The 18,937-nt window shown below is 64.5% G+C and carries 18 protein-coding genes and 1 tRNA gene; 8 read left to right on the top strand and 11 right to left on the bottom strand.

Annotated features, from left to right (window positions below):
* Positions 1-333: 333 nt before the first annotated feature.
* Entirely contained in the window at positions 334-1,539 is a 1,206-nt protein-coding gene (locus ACODS5_RS21015) for an MFS transporter (RefSeq protein ID WP_489109580.1), read from the bottom strand.
* Positions 1,540-1,814: 275 nt separating this feature from the next.
* Here ACODS5_RS21015 and ACODS5_RS21010 point away from each other — a divergent pair, with 275 nt between their 5' ends.
* Both ACODS5_RS21010 and ACODS5_RS21005 read left to right on the top strand, forming a co-directional pair.
* Positions 1,815-2,747, top strand: coding sequence for a FecR family protein (locus ACODS5_RS21010; protein WP_489109579.1), 933 nt, complete (start codon positions 1,815-1,817; stop codon positions 2,745-2,747).
* Between the two features lie 96 nt (positions 2,748-2,843).
* Positions 2,844-2,920, top strand: a tRNA-Met gene (locus ACODS5_RS21005).
* A gap of 55 nt (positions 2,921-2,975) precedes the next feature.
* Here the strand turns inward: ACODS5_RS21005 and ACODS5_RS21000 are convergent.
* Entirely contained in the window at positions 2,976-3,590 is a 615-nt protein-coding gene (locus ACODS5_RS21000; protein WP_489109578.1) for a LysE family translocator, read from the bottom strand.
* A gap of 197 nt (positions 3,591-3,787) precedes the next feature.
* On the opposite strand from ACODS5_RS21000, the gene ACODS5_RS20995 reads away from it, so the two are divergent.
* Positions 3,788-4,693: a LysR substrate-binding domain-containing protein gene (locus tag ACODS5_RS20995; RefSeq protein ID WP_134693602.1), complete on the top strand. Its 906-nt coding sequence runs from the start codon at positions 3,788-3,790 to the stop codon at positions 4,691-4,693.
* On the opposite strand, the gene ACODS5_RS20990 is transcribed toward ACODS5_RS20995, so the two are convergent.
* A complete protein-coding gene (locus ACODS5_RS20990; protein WP_489109577.1) occupies positions 4,633-5,217 on the bottom strand; it encodes a D-Ala-D-Ala carboxypeptidase family metallohydrolase in 585 nt (194 codons plus the stop codon). The genes ACODS5_RS20995 and ACODS5_RS20990 overlap by 61 nt on opposite strands.
* 65 nt (positions 5,218-5,282) lie before the next feature.
* Here ACODS5_RS20990 and ACODS5_RS20985 point away from each other — a divergent pair, with 65 nt between their 5' ends.
* Positions 5,283-6,446 carry a hypothetical protein gene (locus tag ACODS5_RS20985; RefSeq protein WP_489109576.1) on the top strand — a complete coding sequence of 388 codons (1,164 nt, stop codon included), beginning with the start codon at positions 5,283-5,285 and terminating at the stop codon, positions 6,444-6,446.
* 53 nt (positions 6,447-6,499) lie between these two features.
* Here ACODS5_RS20985 and rimI read toward each other — a convergent pair whose 3' ends face one another.
* Entirely contained in the window at positions 6,500-6,955 is a 456-nt protein-coding gene (gene rimI / locus ACODS5_RS20980) for a ribosomal protein S18-alanine N-acetyltransferase (protein ID WP_134693604.1), read from the bottom strand.
* Entirely contained in the window at positions 6,952-7,737 is a 786-nt protein-coding gene (locus tag ACODS5_RS20975) for an energy transducer TonB (RefSeq protein WP_489109575.1), read from the bottom strand. The genes rimI and ACODS5_RS20975 overlap by 4 nt, the downstream gene beginning before the upstream one ends.
* 204 nt (positions 7,738-7,941) lie before the next feature.
* Between ACODS5_RS20975 and mksB the strand changes: the two genes are divergently transcribed.
* The 3 genes from mksB to mksF are packed head-to-tail and all read left to right on the top strand — an operon-like array spanning position 7,942 to position 12,756.
* Positions 7,942-9,231: an Mks condensin complex protein MksB gene (gene mksB, locus ACODS5_RS20970; RefSeq protein ID WP_134693606.1), complete on the top strand. Its 1,290-nt coding sequence runs from the start codon at positions 7,942-7,944 to the stop codon at positions 9,229-9,231.
* Positions 9,221-9,928, top strand: a complete 708-nt coding sequence (gene mksE / locus ACODS5_RS20965; protein WP_134693607.1) for an Mks condensin complex protein MksE — start codon at positions 9,221-9,223, stop codon at positions 9,926-9,928. The genes mksB and mksE overlap by 11 nt, the downstream gene beginning before the upstream one ends.
* Positions 9,925-12,756, top strand: a complete 2,832-nt coding sequence (mksF, locus tag ACODS5_RS20960; RefSeq protein ID WP_489109574.1) for an Mks condensin complex protein MksF — start codon at positions 9,925-9,927, stop codon at positions 12,754-12,756. The genes mksE and mksF overlap by 4 nt, the downstream gene beginning before the upstream one ends.
* A 128-nt stretch (positions 12,757-12,884) precedes the next feature.
* On the opposite strand, the gene ACODS5_RS20955 is transcribed toward mksF, so the two are convergent.
* The 5 genes from ACODS5_RS20955 to rplU all read right to left on the bottom strand — a co-directional run bounded on the left by ACODS5_RS20955 (position 12,885) and on the right by rplU (position 16,579).
* Entirely contained in the window at positions 12,885-13,346 is a 462-nt protein-coding gene (locus ACODS5_RS20955; RefSeq protein WP_489109573.1) for a CreA family protein, read from the bottom strand.
* Positions 13,347-13,351: 5 nt separating this feature from the next.
* Positions 13,352-14,470 (bottom strand): glutamate 5-kinase, encoded by a 1,119-nt coding sequence (proB, locus tag ACODS5_RS20950; RefSeq protein WP_134693610.1) that lies wholly within the window; start codon positions 14,468-14,470, stop codon positions 13,352-13,354.
* Positions 14,471-14,557: 87 nt separating this feature from the next.
* Positions 14,558-15,781, bottom strand: a complete 1,224-nt coding sequence (gene cgtA, locus ACODS5_RS20945; protein WP_134693611.1) for an Obg family GTPase CgtA — start codon at positions 15,779-15,781, stop codon at positions 14,558-14,560.
* 187 nt (positions 15,782-15,968) lie between these two features.
* The gene (gene rpmA / locus ACODS5_RS20940) at positions 15,969-16,226 is read right to left on the bottom strand and encodes a 50S ribosomal protein L27 (RefSeq protein ID WP_003247464.1); all 258 of its coding nucleotides are present in this window, start codon (positions 16,224-16,226) and stop codon (positions 15,969-15,971) included.
* 38 nt (positions 16,227-16,264) lie between these two features.
* A complete protein-coding gene (gene rplU, locus ACODS5_RS20935; RefSeq protein ID WP_003247466.1) occupies positions 16,265-16,579 on the bottom strand; it encodes a 50S ribosomal protein L21 in 315 nt (104 codons plus the stop codon).
* Positions 16,580-16,824: 245 nt separating this feature from the next.
* Between rplU and ACODS5_RS20930 the strand changes: the two genes are divergently transcribed.
* Complete coding sequence (locus tag ACODS5_RS20930) at positions 16,825-17,793, top strand: polyprenyl synthetase family protein (RefSeq protein ID WP_489109572.1); 969 nt, start codon at positions 16,825-16,827, stop codon at positions 17,791-17,793.
* Positions 17,794-18,002: 209 nt separating this feature from the next.
* Here the strand turns inward: ACODS5_RS20930 and ACODS5_RS20925 are convergent.
* Positions 18,003-18,937: trypsin-like serine peptidase (locus ACODS5_RS20925; protein WP_489109571.1), on the bottom strand; the 935-nt coding region annotated here is incomplete at its 5' end.

Raw genomic sequence — 18,937 nt, 5'->3', positions numbered from 1 at the left:
CTGAAAGATGTTCGAACGCAGGCGCCCGCGGTCACGCCGGGATGGCGCAGGACGCAGGGGCGCGGATCAGTTCAGGGCAAGGTGTGGCGAGAAGGTGAAGGCGAACAGCACGCTGCGCCGACGCTTGAGTACCGTGTCGCTCGGCCACGCGCGGCGCGCTGTCGGTGCGACAGACGAGCGGAGGGAGCAGAAGACATCGGTACGGCGCATCGCTTGAACTACGCAGGTCGAAGAATGGAGGCGGCACTCTAGGCCAGGGGGGGCATTACGTCAATCGCGGGGCAAGCCCGCTCCCACGCAGGTTTGTGGGAGCGAGCTTGCCCCGCGAGTCCTTCAACGCTTGCCGGTGGACGGCAAGAACACCGCCAGCAAGCCGAACAGCGGCAGGAACGAGCACAGCCCATACACGTACTCGATACCACGCAGGTCGGCCACGTACCCCAGCAAGGCCGCGCCGATACCGCCGAAGCCGAACATCAGGCCGAAGAAGATCCCGGCGATCATCCCCACGTTGCCCGGCACCAGCTCCTGGGCATACACCACGATGGCCGAGAAGGCCGAAGCCAGGATAAAGCCGATCACCACGCTGAGCACGGTGGTCCAGAACAGGTCGGCATACGGCAGTGCCAGAGTGAACGGCGCCACGCCCAGGATCGAGAACCAGATTACCGCCTTGCGCCCAATGCGGTCGCCGATCGGCCCGCCGAAAAAGGTCCCGGCCGCCACGGCGCCAAGGAACAGGAACAGGTGCAACTGCGAACTGGCCACCGACAGCTGGAACTTCTCGATCAGGTAGAAGGTGAAGTAGCTGGTGAAGCTGGCCATGTAGAAGTACTTGGAAAACACCAGCAAGCCCAGCACCAGCAATGCCAGCATCACCCGCTGGCGCGAGATGCCATGGCCGGCTTGCAGCGCCTTGCGTGCCTTGGCCTGGTTGAGGTGCTCCTTGTACCAGCGGCGCAGCATCAGGGCCACGGCCAGGAAGAACAACCCGGCCACGCCAAACCAGGCCACATGGCCCTGGCCAAACGGGATGACGATCGCCGCCGCCAGCAAGGGACCAAGAGCTGAACCGGCGTTGCCACCGACCTGAAAGGTCGACTGGGCCAGGCCGAAGCGCCCGCCCGAGGCCAGCCGGGCGATACGCGAGGTTTCCGGGTGGAAGGTCGAGGAACCGATCCCCACCAGCGCCGAGGCCAGCAGGATCATCGGGAAACTGCCGACAAAGGCCAGCATCACGATGCCCACCAAGGTGCACAGGGTGCCCATGGGCAACAGGTTGGGGGTCGGGTGCTTGTCGGTGAAGAAGCCGACCCATGGCTGCAGCAGCGAGGCGGTGATCTGGAAAGTCAGGGTGATCAGGCCGATCTGGGCGAAACTGAGGTCGTAGTTGGCCTTGAGCATCGGGTAGATCGCCGGCAGCACCGACTGGATCAGGTCGTTGATCAGGTGGGCCAGGGCACAGAAGCCGATGATGCGCATCACCAGCGGGTTGGCTGGGTTGCTCACGGGAGGGGGCTGGGTACTGCTGGTGGCCATGGGCTGATATCCGAGCGCAGGGTGGGATCCGATTATCGTGAAACAAATAGATACGAAGCTAGCTTTTTATTCCCTCGCCGCCTCGCGGGAGCCGGCTGCCGGCGAACACCGGCAAAGCCGCTGCCTGCGCCACGGCGCTGGTTTCACCAGCAAGGCTGGTGCCTGTGGGATCGTCCTCCACATTACGTACTTGTAAATAATTCTCAATATAATTAGCATCTTTATCCCCGTAAACACTGGGCCAACCCGCCCTCCCCCGCGAGCAGACCGATCCCATGAGCCCGATGCCCGCCCTGCAGCCGCCAGCCGATCCTGAGCACGAAGCCCTGGAATGGTTCACCCGCCTGCGCCAGCCCAGCTGCGACGAACGCCTGCGCCAGGCCTTCGCCGCGTGGTGCCAGGACCCACTCAACGCCCATGCCTACGCTGCTCTGGAAACCTACTGGCAACAATTGCAGGTACCTGCGGCGCGCCCACGGCCACGGATCATCAAGCTGCGTCACAGCCGCATGGGCCTGCTGCTGGGGCTGTTGTTCCTGATGCTGCTGGCGCTGCTGGCCTGGCTCTATTGGCCCATGCTGCAACGCCTGGGCAGCGAACTGCACACCGACATCGGCGAGCGACGCAGCGTGCGCCTGGCCGACGGCTCGACCCTGCACCTGGACAACGCCAGCGCGATGAACGTCGACCTGCGCGGCCGCACCCGCCTACTGCAGCTGGTGCAGGGCCAGGTGTACCTGGAAGTGATGCTCGATGGCCGGGCCATGGAGGTGCAGGTCGATGACACCCGGATCCAGGTGTTCGGCACTCGGCTGCAGATCGCCCGGCATGCCGACCACGACGAACTGGTGGTGCTCAGCGGCAAGGCCGCAGTCCTGCAGGATGGCGACCAGCGCCTGGTGAATGCCGGCGAACGAGTGACGTTCAGCGAAAGCCGCATCAATCCGGTGGAAAAGATTGATGCCAAATTGGCCGATGCCTGGCGCAACGGCCAACTGAAGGCCAGGAACCTGCCGTTGAGCGAAGTGCTGGAGCGCCTGGCCGATTACCGTGGCCAGCGTGTCTGGATGATGAACGAGCAAGCAGCCTATCAGCGGGTCAGCGGTGACTTCGACCTCGACCACCCGGCGCAGAGCCTCGAGCGCCTGGCCACCGATCAGCAATTGCGCCTGCACAACCTGCTCGGCCATTGGCTGATCGTGCGCTGAGGCGCCCTTCCCGGCTAAGCGTTTGAAAGGTTGGAAAATTTTTTTGAAAACGCTGTTGACAGGATCGCGATTCGAGCTAATAATGCGCGCCAAGTTGGCTACATAGCTCAGTTGGTTAGAGCATAGCATTCATAATGCTGGGGTCCGGGGTTCAAGTCCCTGTGTAGCCACCAACTTCTAAAAAGGGCTTATCGAAAGATAAGCCCTTTTTATTTGCCTGCGAATAAGCTATTTCACCCCCGCTACCACAACGGCCAGCCCCAGGCCGATCAAGGCTACCCCGATTACCCGATCCACCGTGCGCTGACGCTCGATCATCGCCCCGCGCAATCGCGCACTGGAAAAGAACACCGCCACCAAGCTGAACCACACCCAGTGGGCGAACGACATGAACGCGCCATAGGCGAAATCCAGCGCCAGCGGGCTGCCGGGCTGCACCACCTGGGTGTAGGCACTGACCACGAAGAGCATGGTCTTGGGATTCAGCGCGTTGGTCAGAAAGCCCGTGCGCAACGCGCTCGCCACGCCGGCCTCGCCGTGCGCCAGGCCGTCGAGGCTGATGCGCGTGGTGTTGGTCAGCGACTTATAGCCCAGGTACACCAGGTAGCCCGCCCCTACCACCTTCATGGCCAGGAACAGGGTCGGGCTCTGGCTGATGATCACGGCAATGCCGAGCACGGTGTACAGCACATGCACCTGCACGCCCAGGGCAATGCCCACCGCCGCGGCGAGGCCAGCCTTGCGGCCCTGTGCATAACTGCTGCGGGTGACCATGGCGAAGTCGGCGCCGGGACTTATGACGGCCAGGATGGTGAACAGGGCGACAGCGATGAGTTCGTTCACAAACAGGTATCCTCGAGGAAAATTCACGGAAGATAGAATTATCCTGGTGCCTTGAACGAGTAAAAATCGATTTATAGTCTGGCAAATCTGCTAGTTTTACTCACCTATTTTCATTGAATTGACTGGCCTATCGCGCGCTTCACACTGCACTCGTGGGAGCGGGCTTGCCCCGCGATAAAGCCGGAACAGGCCAGCACATGAAACTGCCTCCCCTTACCGCCTTTCGCTACTTCGACATCGCCGCCCGCACTGAAAGCTTCGTGCGCGCCGCCGAACACCTGCACGTCACCCACGGCGCCGTCAGCCGCCAAGTGCGCCTGCTCGAGGAAAGCCTTGGCGTGGCATTGTTCGAACGGCGCAACCGGGCGATCTTCCTCACCCCCGCCGGGCGCGAGCTGCACAGCACCACCCAGTCGATCTTCGAGCAATTGCAGGGCGCCGTGCAGCGCCTGCAACAGCAGCCTGAAGACAACGTTCTGGTGGTCTCCTGCGAACCGACCATCGCCATGCGCTGGCTGATCCCGCGCCTGCCGCGCTTTCACGCCGCACACCCCGGCTTGCAGCTGCACCTGGTGGCGGCCGGCGGGCCGGTGGACTTCGCCCGTGGCGGCATCGACCTGGCACTGCGCCGCGATGACTTCCATTGGGATCGCCAGTTGCACAGCCTGAAGATCTGCGATGAGTGGATCGGCCCGGTCGCAAGGCCAGACCTCAAGGAGCAACGCTTGCTGCACAGCGCCACCCGCCCCGATGCCTGGGCCACCTGGCTACGCCTGAGCGGCCACGGCATCCGGCACACGGCGCGCAGCGACTTCGAGCACTTCTACTTGTCGCTCCAGGCCGCCAGCGCGGGCATGGGGCTGGCCATCGCCTCGGCGCTGATGGTTCGCGACGAACTGGACAATGGCCAGCTACAGGCGCCGTACAGCTTCCTGCGCGATGGCTCCGGCTACCACCTGCTCAGCCCGCGGCCACTGGACGACGGCGGCAAGCGTCAGCACTTCGCACAGTGGGTCGGCGACGAGTGCCAGGCCTGCCTGGCTCACCTGGGCTTGCTGCAGAACGACGAGCCGGCCCCGCCATCACCGCCCCAGGTGCGATAGCCGGCCGTGTCGATATGGATACGCCCCGAGGGGTAACGGCCAAGCCCCATGCTCCAGGCCTGGCCGTGCTGCTGCCAGAAGCGGCACAGCGGGTTAGGGTCGGCCCAGGCTGGCAGCAGCAAGTCGACGGCGAAAGCGCGCATGTGCGCGCTGCTCGGCGCGCCGCCGGCACAGGCATTGAGCCGGGGATCGCGGTAGGCCGACACCACCTCGAACTGAGGCAGGATGCCCTGCTGGTCCAAGGTCTTGATCAATGCCAGGGTCGAACGCACCGCCGGCCAATGGCTGGCCGGCGGCACCGCGAAGGGTGAAGCCTTGCACAAGCGCCAGTCCGAGGCCGAGCGCAGCAACTGATGGATCGGCACCACGCCATACAGCCGGGCGTCCACCAGCATTTCACGAAACCTGCGGTTCTCGTGATCCCCGGCCCACTGGGCGAACATCCACACATCGCGCTCATCGGCCTGGACCGCACCCAGCCCGAGCAGCGCGCTAGCCAATAGCCATATCCTGGCGCTTTTCATTCCCCCACCTCTTCATCCACCATGCTCGGTCCGCCGTCCTGGCGGCCACTGACAAGGAGTTAAGCATGCACAAGATTGCTGTATCGGGCCTGGCCGCCCTCGCCTTCAGCGGCCTGGCCATGGCCGACGCGCAGATCGACCTGGGCGACGCCCAGCGCGTGACCCGGCTGTTCGCCTACCCCAACAACTGCAACGTGATCTGCTATCGCGACTGGACCCTCGAACAGACCGTCGAGCACTACCTCACCCAGAGCGTGCAGCGCGACGGCTATGCCAATGCCAAGGTCACGGTGAACCGCGACAACGACAAGCTGCACGCCAGCATCACCGACGTACCGGCGAGCTACGCCGAACCCTTGCGCAAGCTGCTCGACAGCGGCGAGCTGGCCTACCAGGGCGCCACCCGCCTCAACCAGAAAGGCGGCTGGGACTACAGCTGGTACCTGTTCCTGCCCCTGGGCATGGCCCTGGAGAACCGCCGCAGCATCGAACTGCTGCACTTCCCGCCGGACTATTCGCTGACCCGCTACCAGGACTACCTGAAGTCCAACACCACCGACCGTTGGGCGCAGCTGCTGACCTTCAACGGTGTCGAGGCTACCCAGACCCCGGCCTACCAGACCATCGTCGACATCGCCCCGATCGCCGCGCCGGCAAGCGCTGGCAAGGACCTGGAAGGGGTCTACAGCTACTTCAACGACTACCAGGTGCGCATGGTCAAGGAAGTGGCCCTGACCCACGATGGCAAAGGCGCCTTGCCGATGGTCGCGTTCGGCGCGCCGGTGCGGGCCTGGATCCAGCAGCAGTATGGGCCGAAGGTCAACGTGCTCGGTTTGGTGAGCATCAGCCCCGAGGCCAACAGCGCCAAGGTGCCCGTGCTCGGCGCCAACCACCCGAGCGCGATCTGGTACGCCGCCGACCCGAAAAGCTACGACGGCGACCAGGACAAGGCCGACGCCGCAGGCCTGAAGATGATGGGCCAGGACCTCTCCGCCGCCTGCTGGCAGGCCGGCATGGGGCGCAACCCGCAGGCCGATGCCAAGCTCACCCTGGATGCCTGCACCAGCAAGTGGCAGGTAACCCAGAAGAAACAGACCTGCGAATTGTTCTACCGCACCATCCGCGAGATGACCCCGGAGCAGGCAGCGGCCAAGTGCAATACCGGAACGGTGACGCGCAGCTTGCGCGACCTGCGTAAACCGGTCGAAGTGCAGCACCCAGAGATCTGAGTTACCTGCACAAGGGGCCGCGTAGCGGCCCCAACACAAGACAGCGTGCGAAATCAGTCTTCGAGCAACGTACAGGCCATCACCAGCGCATCTTCCCGCCCGCCCGCCATCGGGTAGTAGTCACGGCGCCGGCCGACTTCATTGAAGCCATAGCGCTCGTACAAGCGATACGCCGACTGGTTGCTGGCACGCACCTCGAGGAAACACTCCCGGCCATTGAGCTGGTAGGCCCGGGCCATCAGGTGTTCGAGCAGGCGCAGGCCGAGGCCACAGCCCTGGTTCTCCGGCTTGACGGTGATGTTGAGCAGGTGCGCCTCGTCGATGATCACGTTGATCACGCCATGGCCGACCTGCTGCTGGCCGTCGAACATCAGCCACACTTCGTAGGACTTCAGCGCATCCAGGAAGATGCCGCGGGTCCAGGGATGGCTGAAGGCGGCATATTCGATCTTCAGCAGGGTATCCAGATCCGCCTCGGTCGCCGGGCGGAAACTGATCGAGTCACTCATTCAACGCGTTTCCAGCGCGCCATCAGCTGGCGCATGGCTTTCCAGACGTCCGCCTTGCGCTGCGGCTCGTCCATCAACAGTTCAAGGCCGGGCAAGGCCCAGGCATCGCCGAGCAGGTCGACCTTGAGTTCTTGGTAGTAGGCCTCGGCATCGACCTGGCCGGCAAAGCGAATGGCCGGCAGGCCGATCAGCCACAGGCAGGCGCACGGCGCCTCTTCCAGGCGGGCGGCGATAAAGCCCTGGACAAAGTCCCGGGCGGCATCCGGCCCCTGGTCCATGTTGCCGCGCATCAGCAACGGCCAGCGTACCGGCTCGCCAATGATCTGCGGGGCGTCCGGCAGGCCGGCTGCGCGCAGCATGTCCTTGAGCAGCAGGTAGGACGGGTCGCGGCTCTGGAACGGCTGGCCGGTGGCCAGTTCCACCAGCAGCAGACAGTCGCCGGCACGCAGCAACTGCAGGGCGAAGCGTGGCGGTGGCACAGGCGCCGGACGCGGCGCGGGAGGCTCGGCCTCGGCCTCGACCGGCTTGGCGGCGACTTTCGGCGTGCTGCCCGGGCGCGGGATCTCGATCTTCGGCCGCTCGGCACGCGCCTGAGGGGCTGCCGGGGTGGAGCTCGGCGCAGGCGCGGCCGGACGCACCTCGAAGTCGACCTCATCGACCGGCGCCACCGGCAACAACAGCTCTGGCCGCGACGGCGCGGCGAACGGCAGTTCGGCGCGCGGCAGCCAGTGCACCACTTGCATGGCGGACAGGTAGGCGCGGCGACGGGACTCGATCAGCAAGGGGCGGGTATCCGGGGTATTCGTGACAGTCGGCCATTCTAACGCCGTTACCTGGGATGCGCCGCAACAGATTGTCGGTCATCGCGGGCCAGTGAATCCCCCTTTGCGCCTCAGGGTTATCCCCATAACGGACCAAGGGGTGAAATCCTCCCCCCTGGATGCAGTACAATCGCCCCTTTTATTTGGCAACGAGTCGACCCGCCAATGATCGAACCCAAGCGCGTCCTGCGCGCCCTAGCCGAACACTGGGCCTTGATCGAGCCGCTGTGCGAGCGCTTCGACCAGGGCACCCTGAGCCTGGTCGAGCTGCGCCAGCAGCTGGCCCGCCAGCAGGTGGAAAGCACCCCGCAGGACATCACCCAGCTGCTCGACGTATGGATCCGCCTGGACATCCTGGTCCCGGTGGCCAAGAGTCCGAACCGCTTCGAGCTCAACGCGCAGATCCACGACTTCCTCGCCTACCTGCGCCGCGAGCACCGGCTGGGCCTGTGCCTGGAGATCGAGGCCTACCTGCGCCACCTGGAACGCCTGGCCGGGCATATCCAGGATGCCTTCGACAACCGCGACAGCGACGACCTGGCGCGCCAGCTGCGCCTGCTCGACATGCGCGTGCGCGACGTGCTGAAGAAGCTCGACAACGACGAGCAGGCCCTGCAGGCCGTGGCCGAGCGGGCCAAGACCAGCAACCGGCAGATCCCCCTGCGCCAGCGCTACGCCGAGGTCCTGGCGACCTGGGACGAATACGTCGAACCGATGATCCAGCTGGTCAACGCCGACGGCGCCTTCGAACAGGGCGTGCGCAAGGTCGAGACCGTGCTGCTGCGCCTGCTGGGCGAGCAGGCGCGCCTGGGCCACCTGGTCGACGACGACATGCTGCTGCGCACCCACGCGCGAATCCTCGAAATGCAGACCAGCGCCCAGCTGACCCTGCGTCACGCCCGCGAATTGCTGCTGCCGCTGCGCGAGGAAGCCCGCCGGCACAATGCCGTGACCCGCGGTGCCGCGCTGGCCCTGTCGGTGATCCGCAAGAAAGGCATCGACGCCGTGCCGCAAGCGGCCATGCCGATGTTCACCCGCCCGCAGAGCACCTTCCTCGGCAGCGCCAGCCAGGTCGAGGCCTACGTCTACGCCCTGGCCCGCTTCGAGCCCAAGCCGGCGCGCTTCCCAAAAGCGCACAAGACCCACAAGGGCCCGATCCCGCGCGCGCCACGCACGGTCAAGGAAATGCTCGAGCGCTGCGAAGACGCCCTGCCGCTACCAGACCTGATGGTCTGGCTGCTGGAACAGGAGCCCGAGGGCGCCACCGACGAGCTGCTGTACTGGTTCTCGCGCCTGTCGCGGGAAAAGCGCTTCAGCCGCCAACGCCTCGACCGCCAGCAGTACACCACCCGCGAACACCTGGTCAGCCTGCGCTCCTTCGCCCTGACGTCCAGCCGCGCAAACCAGCCGGCCACCACGACCGAATCCACCGCGAGCCCCACCCATGCATCTTGATCTTTCCGAACTGTCCCAGCTCGCGCCGATCTTCCGCGAGCTGTTCAAGGGCTTCCACGTCAGCCGCCGCGACCCGGAGCTGTACGCCCAGCTGTCGAACTTCCAGGACCAGTACCGCACCCTGTTCAAGGCCCTGGGCTTCGAGCTGGTGTGCGACACCCGTGGCTTCTACTACTTCGTTCCCGAGCAAGCCGCCGCGCAGGTGAACAAGACCGCCCAGCGCCTGTCGCTGTTCACCTTCATCCTGGTCGAGCACCTCGCCGACCAGGGCCGCGACCCCATGGTGGTACTCGACGGCGGCAGCATCGGCCGCGACGAGCTGCCTTCGCTGCTGGACAAGTACCGCGACCTGTTCCTGCAGGCCGAGGTGCAGACCGTCGAGGAGCTGGAAGAAAAGATCCTGCGACGCATGACCCAGCTCGGCTTCGCCCACGAGGAAGGCGGCATCTACCGCTTCCTGCCACCGATGCACCGTTTCCTCGACGTGTGCCTGTCGGTGCAGCAGGACCGCGACCTGGCCGCCACCTTGCACAGCGACCTGCCGCTGCCGGTGCCAGTACTGGTCGAGGAAGAGACCCCCGAACAACTCAATCGCACCGACGACCCGCTCGATCTGTCGCCCTTCGATGGCGAAGAGAGCGAGGAAGACGCCCTGGCCCGGGCGATCCGCGAAGAGCAACAGGAGATTGACGCATGAGCCAGGAACGCTACGGCATTCGCCGCTTCGCGCTGCTCAACACCGCCGGCTACAGCCTCGGCCTGTTCCCCCTGGAACACCCGCTGTCGGTCTATGGCGCCAACAACCTGGGTAAATCGGCGTCGATCAACGCCCTGCAGTTCCCGATCCTGGCGCGCATGTCGGACATGAGCTTCGGCAAGTACAGCCTGGAACAGTCGCGGCGCTTCTACTTCGCCAGCGACACCAGCTACATCCTCTGCGAGCTGAACCTGCCCCACGGCCCCCACGTGATCGGCGTGGTCGGCCGCGGCCCAGGTGGCGGCTTCGGCCACCAGTTCTTCGCCTACCAGGGCGAGCTGGACCTGGCCCACTACCAGAAAGACGACACCTGCCTGCGCCAGAAAGAGCTGTTCACCAACCTCGAGCGCCACGGCCTGAAGGCCTACGAGCTCAAGCCGGACGAACTGCGCCGGCTGCTGGTCGGTGGCCACACCTCGGTGCCGCTGGACCTGACCCTGATCCCGCTGCGCTCGACCAGCGAGCAGAGCCTGAAGACCTTCCGCGCGCTGTTCATCAACCTGCTGCACATGCGCGAGATCACCGCCGCCAAGCTCAAGCAGCTGTTCCTCGACGCCTTCGAGCACAGCCTGCGCTCGGGCAGCGTCGACTACATCGCCGCCTGCGAAGAGGCGTTCCGCGACGTGCGCCGCATGGAAGGCGACTACAACGCCCTGGTGGCCGCAGGCCCCTTGGTCGAGGCCCTGGCCGGCGGCGTGGCCCAGCGCGACATCCTGCGCGGCAAGCTGCACCGCATCTCGCCATTGCTCGACAACCTGCTGGGCACCTGGCAGGAGTACGCCATGGCGCGCAAGGAAGAGCTGACCATCCAGGCCGAACACTACCGTGGCGAGCAGGACCGCCTGCAGAACGACCAGCGCGGCGGCACCCAGGAGCTGATGCGCCTGGAGCGTGAAATCACCGGCATCCAGCGCTGGCTGGGCGAGCTGTCGGTGCTCAAGCACCGCTTCGCCCTGGTCGACGACGTCAAGGTCCTGGAGCAGCAGTTGCTGGCGGCCAAGGACGCCCACGACGAGCTGGCCGGCGCCCTGGCCCAGTCGCGCCAGTTCTCCGCCGAGGACCTCGACGAGCGCGTGCGCGACCTCGAGAAACGCGTCAAGGCGGTCAAGCAGCAGCTCGACCACGCCGACAACAACAGTTACGCGCGCCTGCGCGAGGAGTTCTCGCAGCAGGATGTCGACCGCCTGATGCGCCTGTTCAACGGCGCGCTGTTCAGCCTGCCGCTGGGCGAGCGCGGCATCGAACTGGACGACAGCGACGTGTGGGTGAAAACCCTGGAAGGCGTGCTCGACCACTTCAAGGGCGAGCGCTTCGAAGTGCCGGGCCTGTCCATCGACATCTCGCACATCGACCCGCCAGCCCTGCAGGCCCTGGCCGACCGCGCCGCCCTACGCGACCAGAAAGAACGCCTGGAAAAGGAGCTCAAGCAGCTCAAGACCCAGCAGGCCGTGGCCCTCGACCGCGCCGCCAGCAAGGCCCAGACCGAAGCCCTGTACCAGCAGGTGCTGGATGCGCAGAAAGCCCTGGAAGACTACCGCCGCACCGAGACCCTCAGCGCCGAAGAGCCGGAAAAGCTGGAGCAACTGGGCCAGCTGGAAGCCGCCCAGGACGAGCTCAAGCGCTCCAGCGACGCCTTCACCGAGCGCGTCCAGCAGCTGTCGGCCAAGTTGCAACTGGTAGGCCGGCAGATCGCCGACCTGGAAGCCAAGCAGCGCACCCTGGAGGACGCCCTGCGCCGTCGCCAGCTGCTGCCGGCCGACCTGCCGTTCGGCACGCCGTTCATGGAAGCCATCGACGACTCCATGGACAACCTGCTGCCACTGCTCAACGACTACCAGGACAGCTGGCAGGCCTTGCAGCGCGTGGACAACCAGATCGAGGCGCTGTATGCCCAGGTGCGCCTGAAAGGCGTGGCCAAGTTCGACAGCGAAGACGACATGGAGCGCCGCCTGCAACTGCTGATCAACGCCTACTCGCACCGCACCGAGGAAGCGCTGACCCTGGCCAAGGCCCGCCGCGCGGCGGTCACCGACATCGCCCGGACCCTGCGCAACATCCGCAGCGACTACGACAGCCTGGAGCACCAGCTGGCGCTGTTCAACCGCGAGATCAACAAGCGCCAGGTGTCCAACCTGGAGAGCTTCCGCGTGGTACTGGCGCCGAACAAGGAAGCGCTCAAGCACATCGACCAGATCATCCACAGCGCCGGCCAGTACGAGGAAGGCGAGACCCTGTCGGTGTTCGACCTCACGCAGAGCGCCGAGCAGGACCACAAGAACGAAGAGGCCAAGGAGTACCTGGCACGGCTGGTGGCGGCCAACCACAACCAGCTGGGCCTGAAGGACCTGTTCGAGCTGGCCTTCGAGATCACCAAGATCAACGGCCAGCCGGTGATCCATGCCGACATCGACGGCGCGGCGTCCAACGGCACCACCATGACCATCAAGGCGCTGACCAACATGTACCTGTTGCTGCACCTGATGGACCGCGACCTGGCCGGGCGCATTCGCCTGCCGTACTACCTGGACGAGGCGGCTGACATCGACGAACGCAACCAGGCCGCGCTGCTGGAGACCAGCCAGCAACTGGGCTTCGTGCCGATCCTGGCGAGCGTGAAGCCGCAGGTGTCGGCGCGGGTGGCGATCGACCTGGAAGGCGGTAGCGGGCCGAACGGCATCTACATCGACGAGGCGGATTGGAAGTACATCAGCCGCCTGGATGAAGTGAAGGCCATCGTGCGCGAGGATGAGGCCGAAGAGTTGGCCTGAGGTAATTGGGGCCGCTTTGCGGCCCTTTCGCGGCACAAGGCCGCTCCTGCAGGGATATGCGTTCCCCTGTAGGAGCGGCCTTGTGTCGCGAAAGGAGGCCAAAGGCCTCCCGGCGATCTACCAGGCTATCAGTGAGCCCAAGGCAGGATCGGAATCGCAGTCACCGCATTCTGCGGGCTGCCTTCGATCATGCGATCGCTGTACACCAGGTACACCAGGGTATTGCGCTTCTTGTCGAGAAAACGCACCACCTGCATGGTCTTGAACACCAGCGAGGTGCGTTCCTTGAACACCTCCTCGCCATCCTTGAGCTCACCCTTGAAGTGGATCGGCCCGACCTGACGGCAGGCAATCGACGCCTCGGCGCGATCCTCGGCCAGACCCAAGCCCCCTTTCAAGCCGCCGGTCTTGGCTCGCGACAGGTAGCAGGTCACGCCATCGACCTTCGGGTCGTCGAACGCCTCGACCACGATGCGATCATTCGGCCCGACGAACTTGAACACGGTGGACACCTGGCCGATTTCCTCGGCCCCGGCCAGCAGCGGCAGCGCCAGCGCGGCGGCGGCAATCAATCCTTTAAGCACTTGCATCTCCTTCAGACCAACACCAGGTTGTCGCGGTGCACCAGCTCAGGCTCGGCGCTGTAGCCCAGCAGGCTTTCGATGGCGTCGGACGCCTGGCCGATGATCTTCTGCGCCTCCAGGGCGCTGTAGTTGGCCAGGCCACGGGCAACTTCCAGGCCATCGGGGCCGACGCAGACCACCATCTCGCCGCGGCGGAAACTGCCTTGCACGGTCTTCACGCCCACCGGCAGCAGGCTCTTGTGCGATTCGCGCAGGGCCTTCACGGCGCCATCGTCGAGCACCAGGGTGCCACGGGTTTGCAGGTGCCCGGCCAGCCACTGCTTGCGCGCGGCGAGCATGCCACGCTCGGGCGACAACAGGGTGCCCAGGCGCTCGCCGGCCTTCAGGCGATCCAGCACGCGCTCGATACGCCCGCCGATTATGATGGTGTGGGCACCGGAACGGGCGGCCAGGCGCGCGGCGCGCAGCTTGGTCTGCATGCCGCCGCGACCGAGGGCGCCGCCGGTACCGCCAGCCACGGCGTCCAGCGACGGGTCGTCGGCACGGGCTTCGTAGATCAGCTGGGCTTCGGGATTGTTACGCGGGTCAGCGTCGAACATGCCGTCGCGGTCGGTGAGGATCACCAGCAGGTCAGCCTCCACCAGGTTGGCCACCAGCGCCGCCAGGGTGTCGTTGTCGCCGAAGCGGATCTCGTCGGTAACCACCGTGTCGTTCTCGTTGATCACCGGCACCACGCCCAGGTCGACCAGGGTGCGCAGGGTACTGCGGGCGTTCAGGTAACGCTTGCGGTCGGAGAGGTCGTCATGGGTCAGGAGGATCTGCGCGGTGTGCTTGCCGTGCTCGCCGAAGCTCGACTCCCAGGCCTGCACCAGGCGCATCTGGCCCAGCGAAGCGGCGGCCTGCAGCTCGTTCATCGCGCTCGGTCGCGTGGTCCAGCCCAGCTGGCTCATGCCCGCCGCCACGGCGCCGGAGGAAACCAGCACCAGTTCCACGCCCGCTTCACGCAGGGCCACCATCTGCTCGACCCAGACCGCCATCGCGCCCCGGTCAAGGCCCTTGCCATCGGCGGTCAGCAGCGCGCTGCCGATCTTCACGACCCAGCGCTTGGCGCCCGTCACCTTGCTTCGCATCTTCTCTTCCAACCTATGTCGAATCTGTAGATACCTTGGATACAAAAACGCCGCTCCAAAGAGCGGCGTTTAGTGTACTGCAACCGATCAGTCGCGCACGTAAATGATTTCCGGGCCGTCTTCGTCGTCCTCGAAATCATCCCAGTCGTCATCGTCGCCGATGTCGTGCACGCTCTTGACGCCGGTGCGGCGCAGGGTGCGGGCATCGTCCAGGGCTTGCAGCTGGGCGCGGGCCTCGTCCTCGATGCGCTGGTCCAGCTCGGCCAGTTCCGCGGCGTAGGCCGGGTCGTTGGCCAGGCGGTCGGCGCGGTCCTCGAGGTAGCGCATCAGGTCGTGGCTGAGCTTTTCGGTGCCCTGCTTGGCGATGGCCGAGATGACGTACACCGGACCATCCCAGTTCAGGCGCTCGACCACTTCCTTGACGCGTTCGTCGCGCTCGTCGTCCATGATCATGTCGGCCTTGTTCAGCACCAGCCAGCGCTCGCGGTCAACCAACGCCGGGCTGAACTGCGCCAGCTCGTTGATGATGATCTCGGCGGCATCGGCCGGGCTGCTGCCGTCCAGCGGCGCCAGGTCTACCAGGTGCAGCAGCACGCGGGTACGGGCCAGGTGCTTGAGGAAGCGGATACCCAGGCCGGCGCCTTCGGAAGCGCCCTCGATCAGGCCGGGGATGTCGGCGATGACGAAGCTCTTCCAGCGGTCGACGCTGACCACGCCCAGGTTCGGCACCAGGGTGGTGAACGGGTAGTCGGCGACCTTCGGCTTGGCCGCCGAAACCGAGCGGATGAAGGTGCTCTTGCCAGCGTTCGGCAGGCCCAGCAGACCGACGTCGGCCAGGACTTTCATTTCCATCTTCAGGTCACGCTGATCGCCCGGCTTGCCAGGGGTGGTCTGGCGCGGCGCACGGTTGGTGCTCGACTTGAAACGGGTGTTGCCCAGGCCATGCCAGCCGCCCTGGGCGACCATCAGCTTCTGGCCGGGGGTGATCAGGTCACCGATGACTTCCTGAGTCGAGGCGTCGATCACGGTGGTGCCGACCGGCACGCGCAGGAACAGGTCCTCGCCTTTCTTGCCGGTGCAGTCGGTGCTGCCGCCGTTCTGGCCGCGCTGGGCTTCGTGGTGACGGGTGTAGCGATAGTCGACGAGGGTGTTGAGGTTCTCGTCGGCCACCATGTACACCGAGCCGCCATCGCCGCCGTCGCCGCCGTTGGGGCCACCGTTCTCGATGAATTTCTCGCGGCGGAAGCTCATGCAACCGTTGCCGCCGTCACCGGCCTTAACCCGGATCGATACTTCGTCTACAAACTTCATTCAAAACCGCCTCTCGTCAGGTGACGAGTCGAAAACCAAAAAACCTTGAGGCTCTTGCAAAAATGAGCGCGGCGGCCCCGTACCATCAGAAACCAACGCCGGCAGCCCAGACAAACAGCTTTGCAAGAGGCTCACCACAAACGAAAAAGCCCCGTCGCATGACGGGGCTTCTGGAGCGACGTCGCGATTAGGCTGCGACGATGCTCACGTAACGGCGCATGAACTCGCCTTTCTTCTCGAACTTGATCACGCCTTCGATCTTGGCGAACAGGGTGTGATCCTTGCCCATGCCAACACCGTAGCCGGCGTGGAATTCGGTGCCGCGCTGGCGGACGATGATGTTGCCTGGCTTGATAACCTGGCCGCCATACATCTTCACGCCAAGGCGTTTCGATTCTGAGTCGCGACCGTTACGAGTACTACCACCAGCCTTCTTGTGAGCCATGGTTCAATTCTCCAATAAATTCAGGGGATCGGGGCGGATTAAGCCTGGATACCGGTGATTTTGATTTCGGTGAACCACTGGCGGTGGCCCATGCGCTTCATGTGGTGCTTACGACGACGGAACTTGATGATGCGAACCTTGTCGTGGCGGCCTTGGGAAACGACTTCGGCCACTACTTTAGCGCCAGCAACCACTGGAGCACCGATGGTGACTTCTTCACCGTTGGCGACCAGCAGAACGCGATCGAAGGTCACGGATTCGCCAGTGGCGACTTCCAGTTTTTCGATCTTGAGGAATTCACCTTCAGCGACTTTGTACTGCTTGCCGCCGGTAACGATTACTGCGTAAGACATTTTGAATCTCCGATAATCCTGCTCACCCAGCGCTTTATATGATGAGTATTGGCTGGCATGGCTGCACGAGGCTGGAACGGCCCGGTGCAATTGCGTAAGGCAGGTGCTGCCCAGGAAAGTTAGGGTGCGCGATTGTACGCAACCCAAGAAATGCTTGCAAGTGCCGGCCCCGGGCCACGGCCAGCGCGCCTTGACACACCGGTACCTGCGACCTAGCATGCCGCGCAACCTCAATGGAGCAGCCGATGCAACCCCAATCTTTCTACCGCGCGGTAGCTGACGATTTCAGCGCCGTCGACGAGATCATCAAGAAGCAGCTGACCTCGCGCGTGCCGCTGGTATCGAAGATCGGCGACTATATCACGTCCGCCGGCGGCAAGCGCCTGCGCCCGCTGCTGGTGCTGCTGTGCGGCAAGGCCCTGGGTCGCGAAGGCGATGACCTGCGCCTGCTGGCGGCGACCATCGAATTCCTGCACACCGCCACCCTGCTGCATGACGACGTGGTCGACATGTCCGGCATGCGCCGTGGCCGTTCCACCGCCAATGCCCTGTGGGGCAACGCGCCGAGCGTGCTGGTGGGCGACTTCCTGTACTCGCGCTCGTTCGAGATGATGGTCGAGCTGGGCTCGATGCCGGTCATGCAGATCCTCTCCAAGGCCACCCGGGTGATCGCCGAGGGCGAAGTGCTGCAGCTGTCGCGGGTGCGCGACGCCAGCACCACCGAAGAGGTGTACATGGACGTCATCCGCGGCAAGACCGCGATGCTGTTCGAGGCCTCGACCCACAGCGCCGCGGCGCTGGCCGGCGCCAGCGATGAGCAGCGCGAGGCCCTGCGCACCTTCGGTGATCACCTGGGCGTGGCCTTCCAACTGGTCGACGACCTGCTGGACTACAAGGGCGACTCCGAGACCCTGGGCAAGAACGTCGGCGACGACCTGGCCGAAGGCAAGCCGACCCTGCCGCTGATCTACACCATGCGCGAAGGCACCGCCGAGCAGGCCGCGCTGGTGCGCCAGGCGATCCAGAAAGGTGGCCTGGAGGACCTGGAACAGATCCGCATCGCCGTCGAGGCATCCGGCGCCCTGGAGTACACCGCGCAAATGGCCCGTGACTACGTCGCCCGCGCCATCGCCTGCCTGGAAGTGCTGCCGGCCAGCGAGTACCGGGACGCCCTGATCGAGCTCAGCGAGTTTGCGGTAGCACGTACTCACTGATCCATCGCCAGGGAACTGCATCGGGCGTAAGTTTGTGCGCCCAGTGCCCCACCAAACAGCCTCCAGCCAGGCTGACAAAGGCGACACTGGCAGTCTTCCTTGATCTGAGCATCTATCTGCCCTGATGTCCTGTCTCGGATTTCTTTTGGCGAGCGGCCGAGCGCACAGGACGCCGCCAAAAGTGAACAGCTTATTTCCGAGACAGGGCACTAGTGCTGTGGCGCGGCGTGCTCCGAAGAGTTCACGCCCGTCGTCAAGCAACGCGGAACCACTGCATCAGACTCACTTGCCAACTTGTAGAGGGCTTGGAAAGTGCTTTCGCGCAGCCGTGTGCTTTGCCCCGGACCATGTACCACCGCAATGGCCCAGTCATCGTTCGACTGAAATCGAAAAGCGCTTCCACTAGTGCCCGATATCGTCGAGCAATTAGGCGTGCCAACAACGCTGCTGCCCTCAAGATCGCCCATCCGCGATAAGCAGCGCTGCATCTCTCCCCCACCGTAACCGCCACCTGGATAACCCCACATCTGGCTGTTGGGTAACTGACTGCCGCGCTCAGAAAGACAGGCTCGGCTCCCACCGTCCACTACCTGCTCCAGTGACTGGCCGCCCTGCGCAAATGTGCTGACGATGGCCACGTCCGACTCCTCGTCCAGATGCGCCCTCAAGTGCGGAATGTACATGTAGCGAATCGGCCAGCGCCCAAAGGGGGTGCGCTTACCCTCTTCAGCCTCACCGTCGTAGGCTGGTACAAAGAGCATCTTCTGCTTCCAGACCTCACCAACGTCCATAACGCAATGTGCGGCGGTCAACACCAGATTTCCTTGCGCAGACTTCAGCACCGTAGCCGAGCAGTGCTGTGGTACTCCATCATGGGAAACATAAAACAATATCCCCGCTCGACGGCTGAGCCCCCCCTGGTCAGCATGCACTTCCCTGACGAAGCCATTAGGGTCCCCGCCCTCGGTAAGCACCTCATCAACAGGATTTCCCATCCCCGATGCACGTTGCGCCCGCTTCATCAGGTCCCAGCTCCAGAATTTTAAGACTGCTGCCTCGTCCTGTTCAGGACTCCGCACAGGTTCAACTGTGATCTGGTCAAGTAATTTTGGACACCGGTTAAGGTTCATGCTGCTGCCCTGAG

This window comes from Pseudomonas sp. FG47, assembly GCF_057809115.1.
The sequence above is the reverse complement of the archived record's forward strand: the minus strand, read 5'-3'. Positions and strand labels throughout refer to the sequence as shown.

Coding starts and splice junctions, on each gene's coding strand:
- ACODS5_RS21015 (WP_489109580.1), bottom strand. CDS start 1,539: ATGGCCACCAGCAGTACCCAGCCCCCTCCCGTGAGCAACCCAGCCAAC.
- ACODS5_RS21010 (WP_489109579.1), top strand. CDS start 1,815: ATGAGCCCGATGCCCGCCCTGCAGCCGCCAGCCGATCCTGAGCACGAA.
- ACODS5_RS20995 (WP_134693602.1), top strand. CDS start 3,788: ATGAAACTGCCTCCCCTTACCGCCTTTCGCTACTTCGACATCGCCGCC.
- ACODS5_RS20990 (WP_489109577.1), bottom strand. CDS start 5,217: ATGAAAAGCGCCAGGATATGGCTATTGGCTAGCGCGCTGCTCGGGCTG.
- ACODS5_RS20985 (WP_489109576.1), top strand. CDS start 5,283: ATGCACAAGATTGCTGTATCGGGCCTGGCCGCCCTCGCCTTCAGCGGC.
- rimI (WP_134693604.1), bottom strand. CDS start 6,955: ATGAGTGACTCGATCAGTTTCCGCCCGGCGACCGAGGCGGATCTGGAT.
- mksB (WP_134693606.1), top strand. CDS start 7,942: ATGATCGAACCCAAGCGCGTCCTGCGCGCCCTAGCCGAACACTGGGCC.
- mksE (WP_134693607.1), top strand. CDS start 9,221: ATGCATCTTGATCTTTCCGAACTGTCCCAGCTCGCGCCGATCTTCCGC.
- mksF (WP_489109574.1), top strand. CDS start 9,925: ATGAGCCAGGAACGCTACGGCATTCGCCGCTTCGCGCTGCTCAACACC.
- ACODS5_RS20955 (WP_489109573.1), bottom strand. CDS start 13,346: ATGCAAGTGCTTAAAGGATTGATTGCCGCCGCCGCGCTGGCGCTGCCG.
- proB (WP_134693610.1), bottom strand. CDS start 14,470: ATGCGAAGCAAGGTGACGGGCGCCAAGCGCTGGGTCGTGAAGATCGGC.
- cgtA (WP_134693611.1), bottom strand. CDS start 15,781: ATGAAGTTTGTAGACGAAGTATCGATCCGGGTTAAGGCCGGTGACGGC.
- rpmA (WP_003247464.1), bottom strand. CDS start 16,226: ATGGCTCACAAGAAGGCTGGTGGTAGTACTCGTAACGGTCGCGACTCA.
- rplU (WP_003247466.1), bottom strand. CDS start 16,579: ATGTCTTACGCAGTAATCGTTACCGGCGGCAAGCAGTACAAAGTCGCT.
- ACODS5_RS20930 (WP_489109572.1), top strand. CDS start 16,825: ATGCAACCCCAATCTTTCTACCGCGCGGTAGCTGACGATTTCAGCGCC.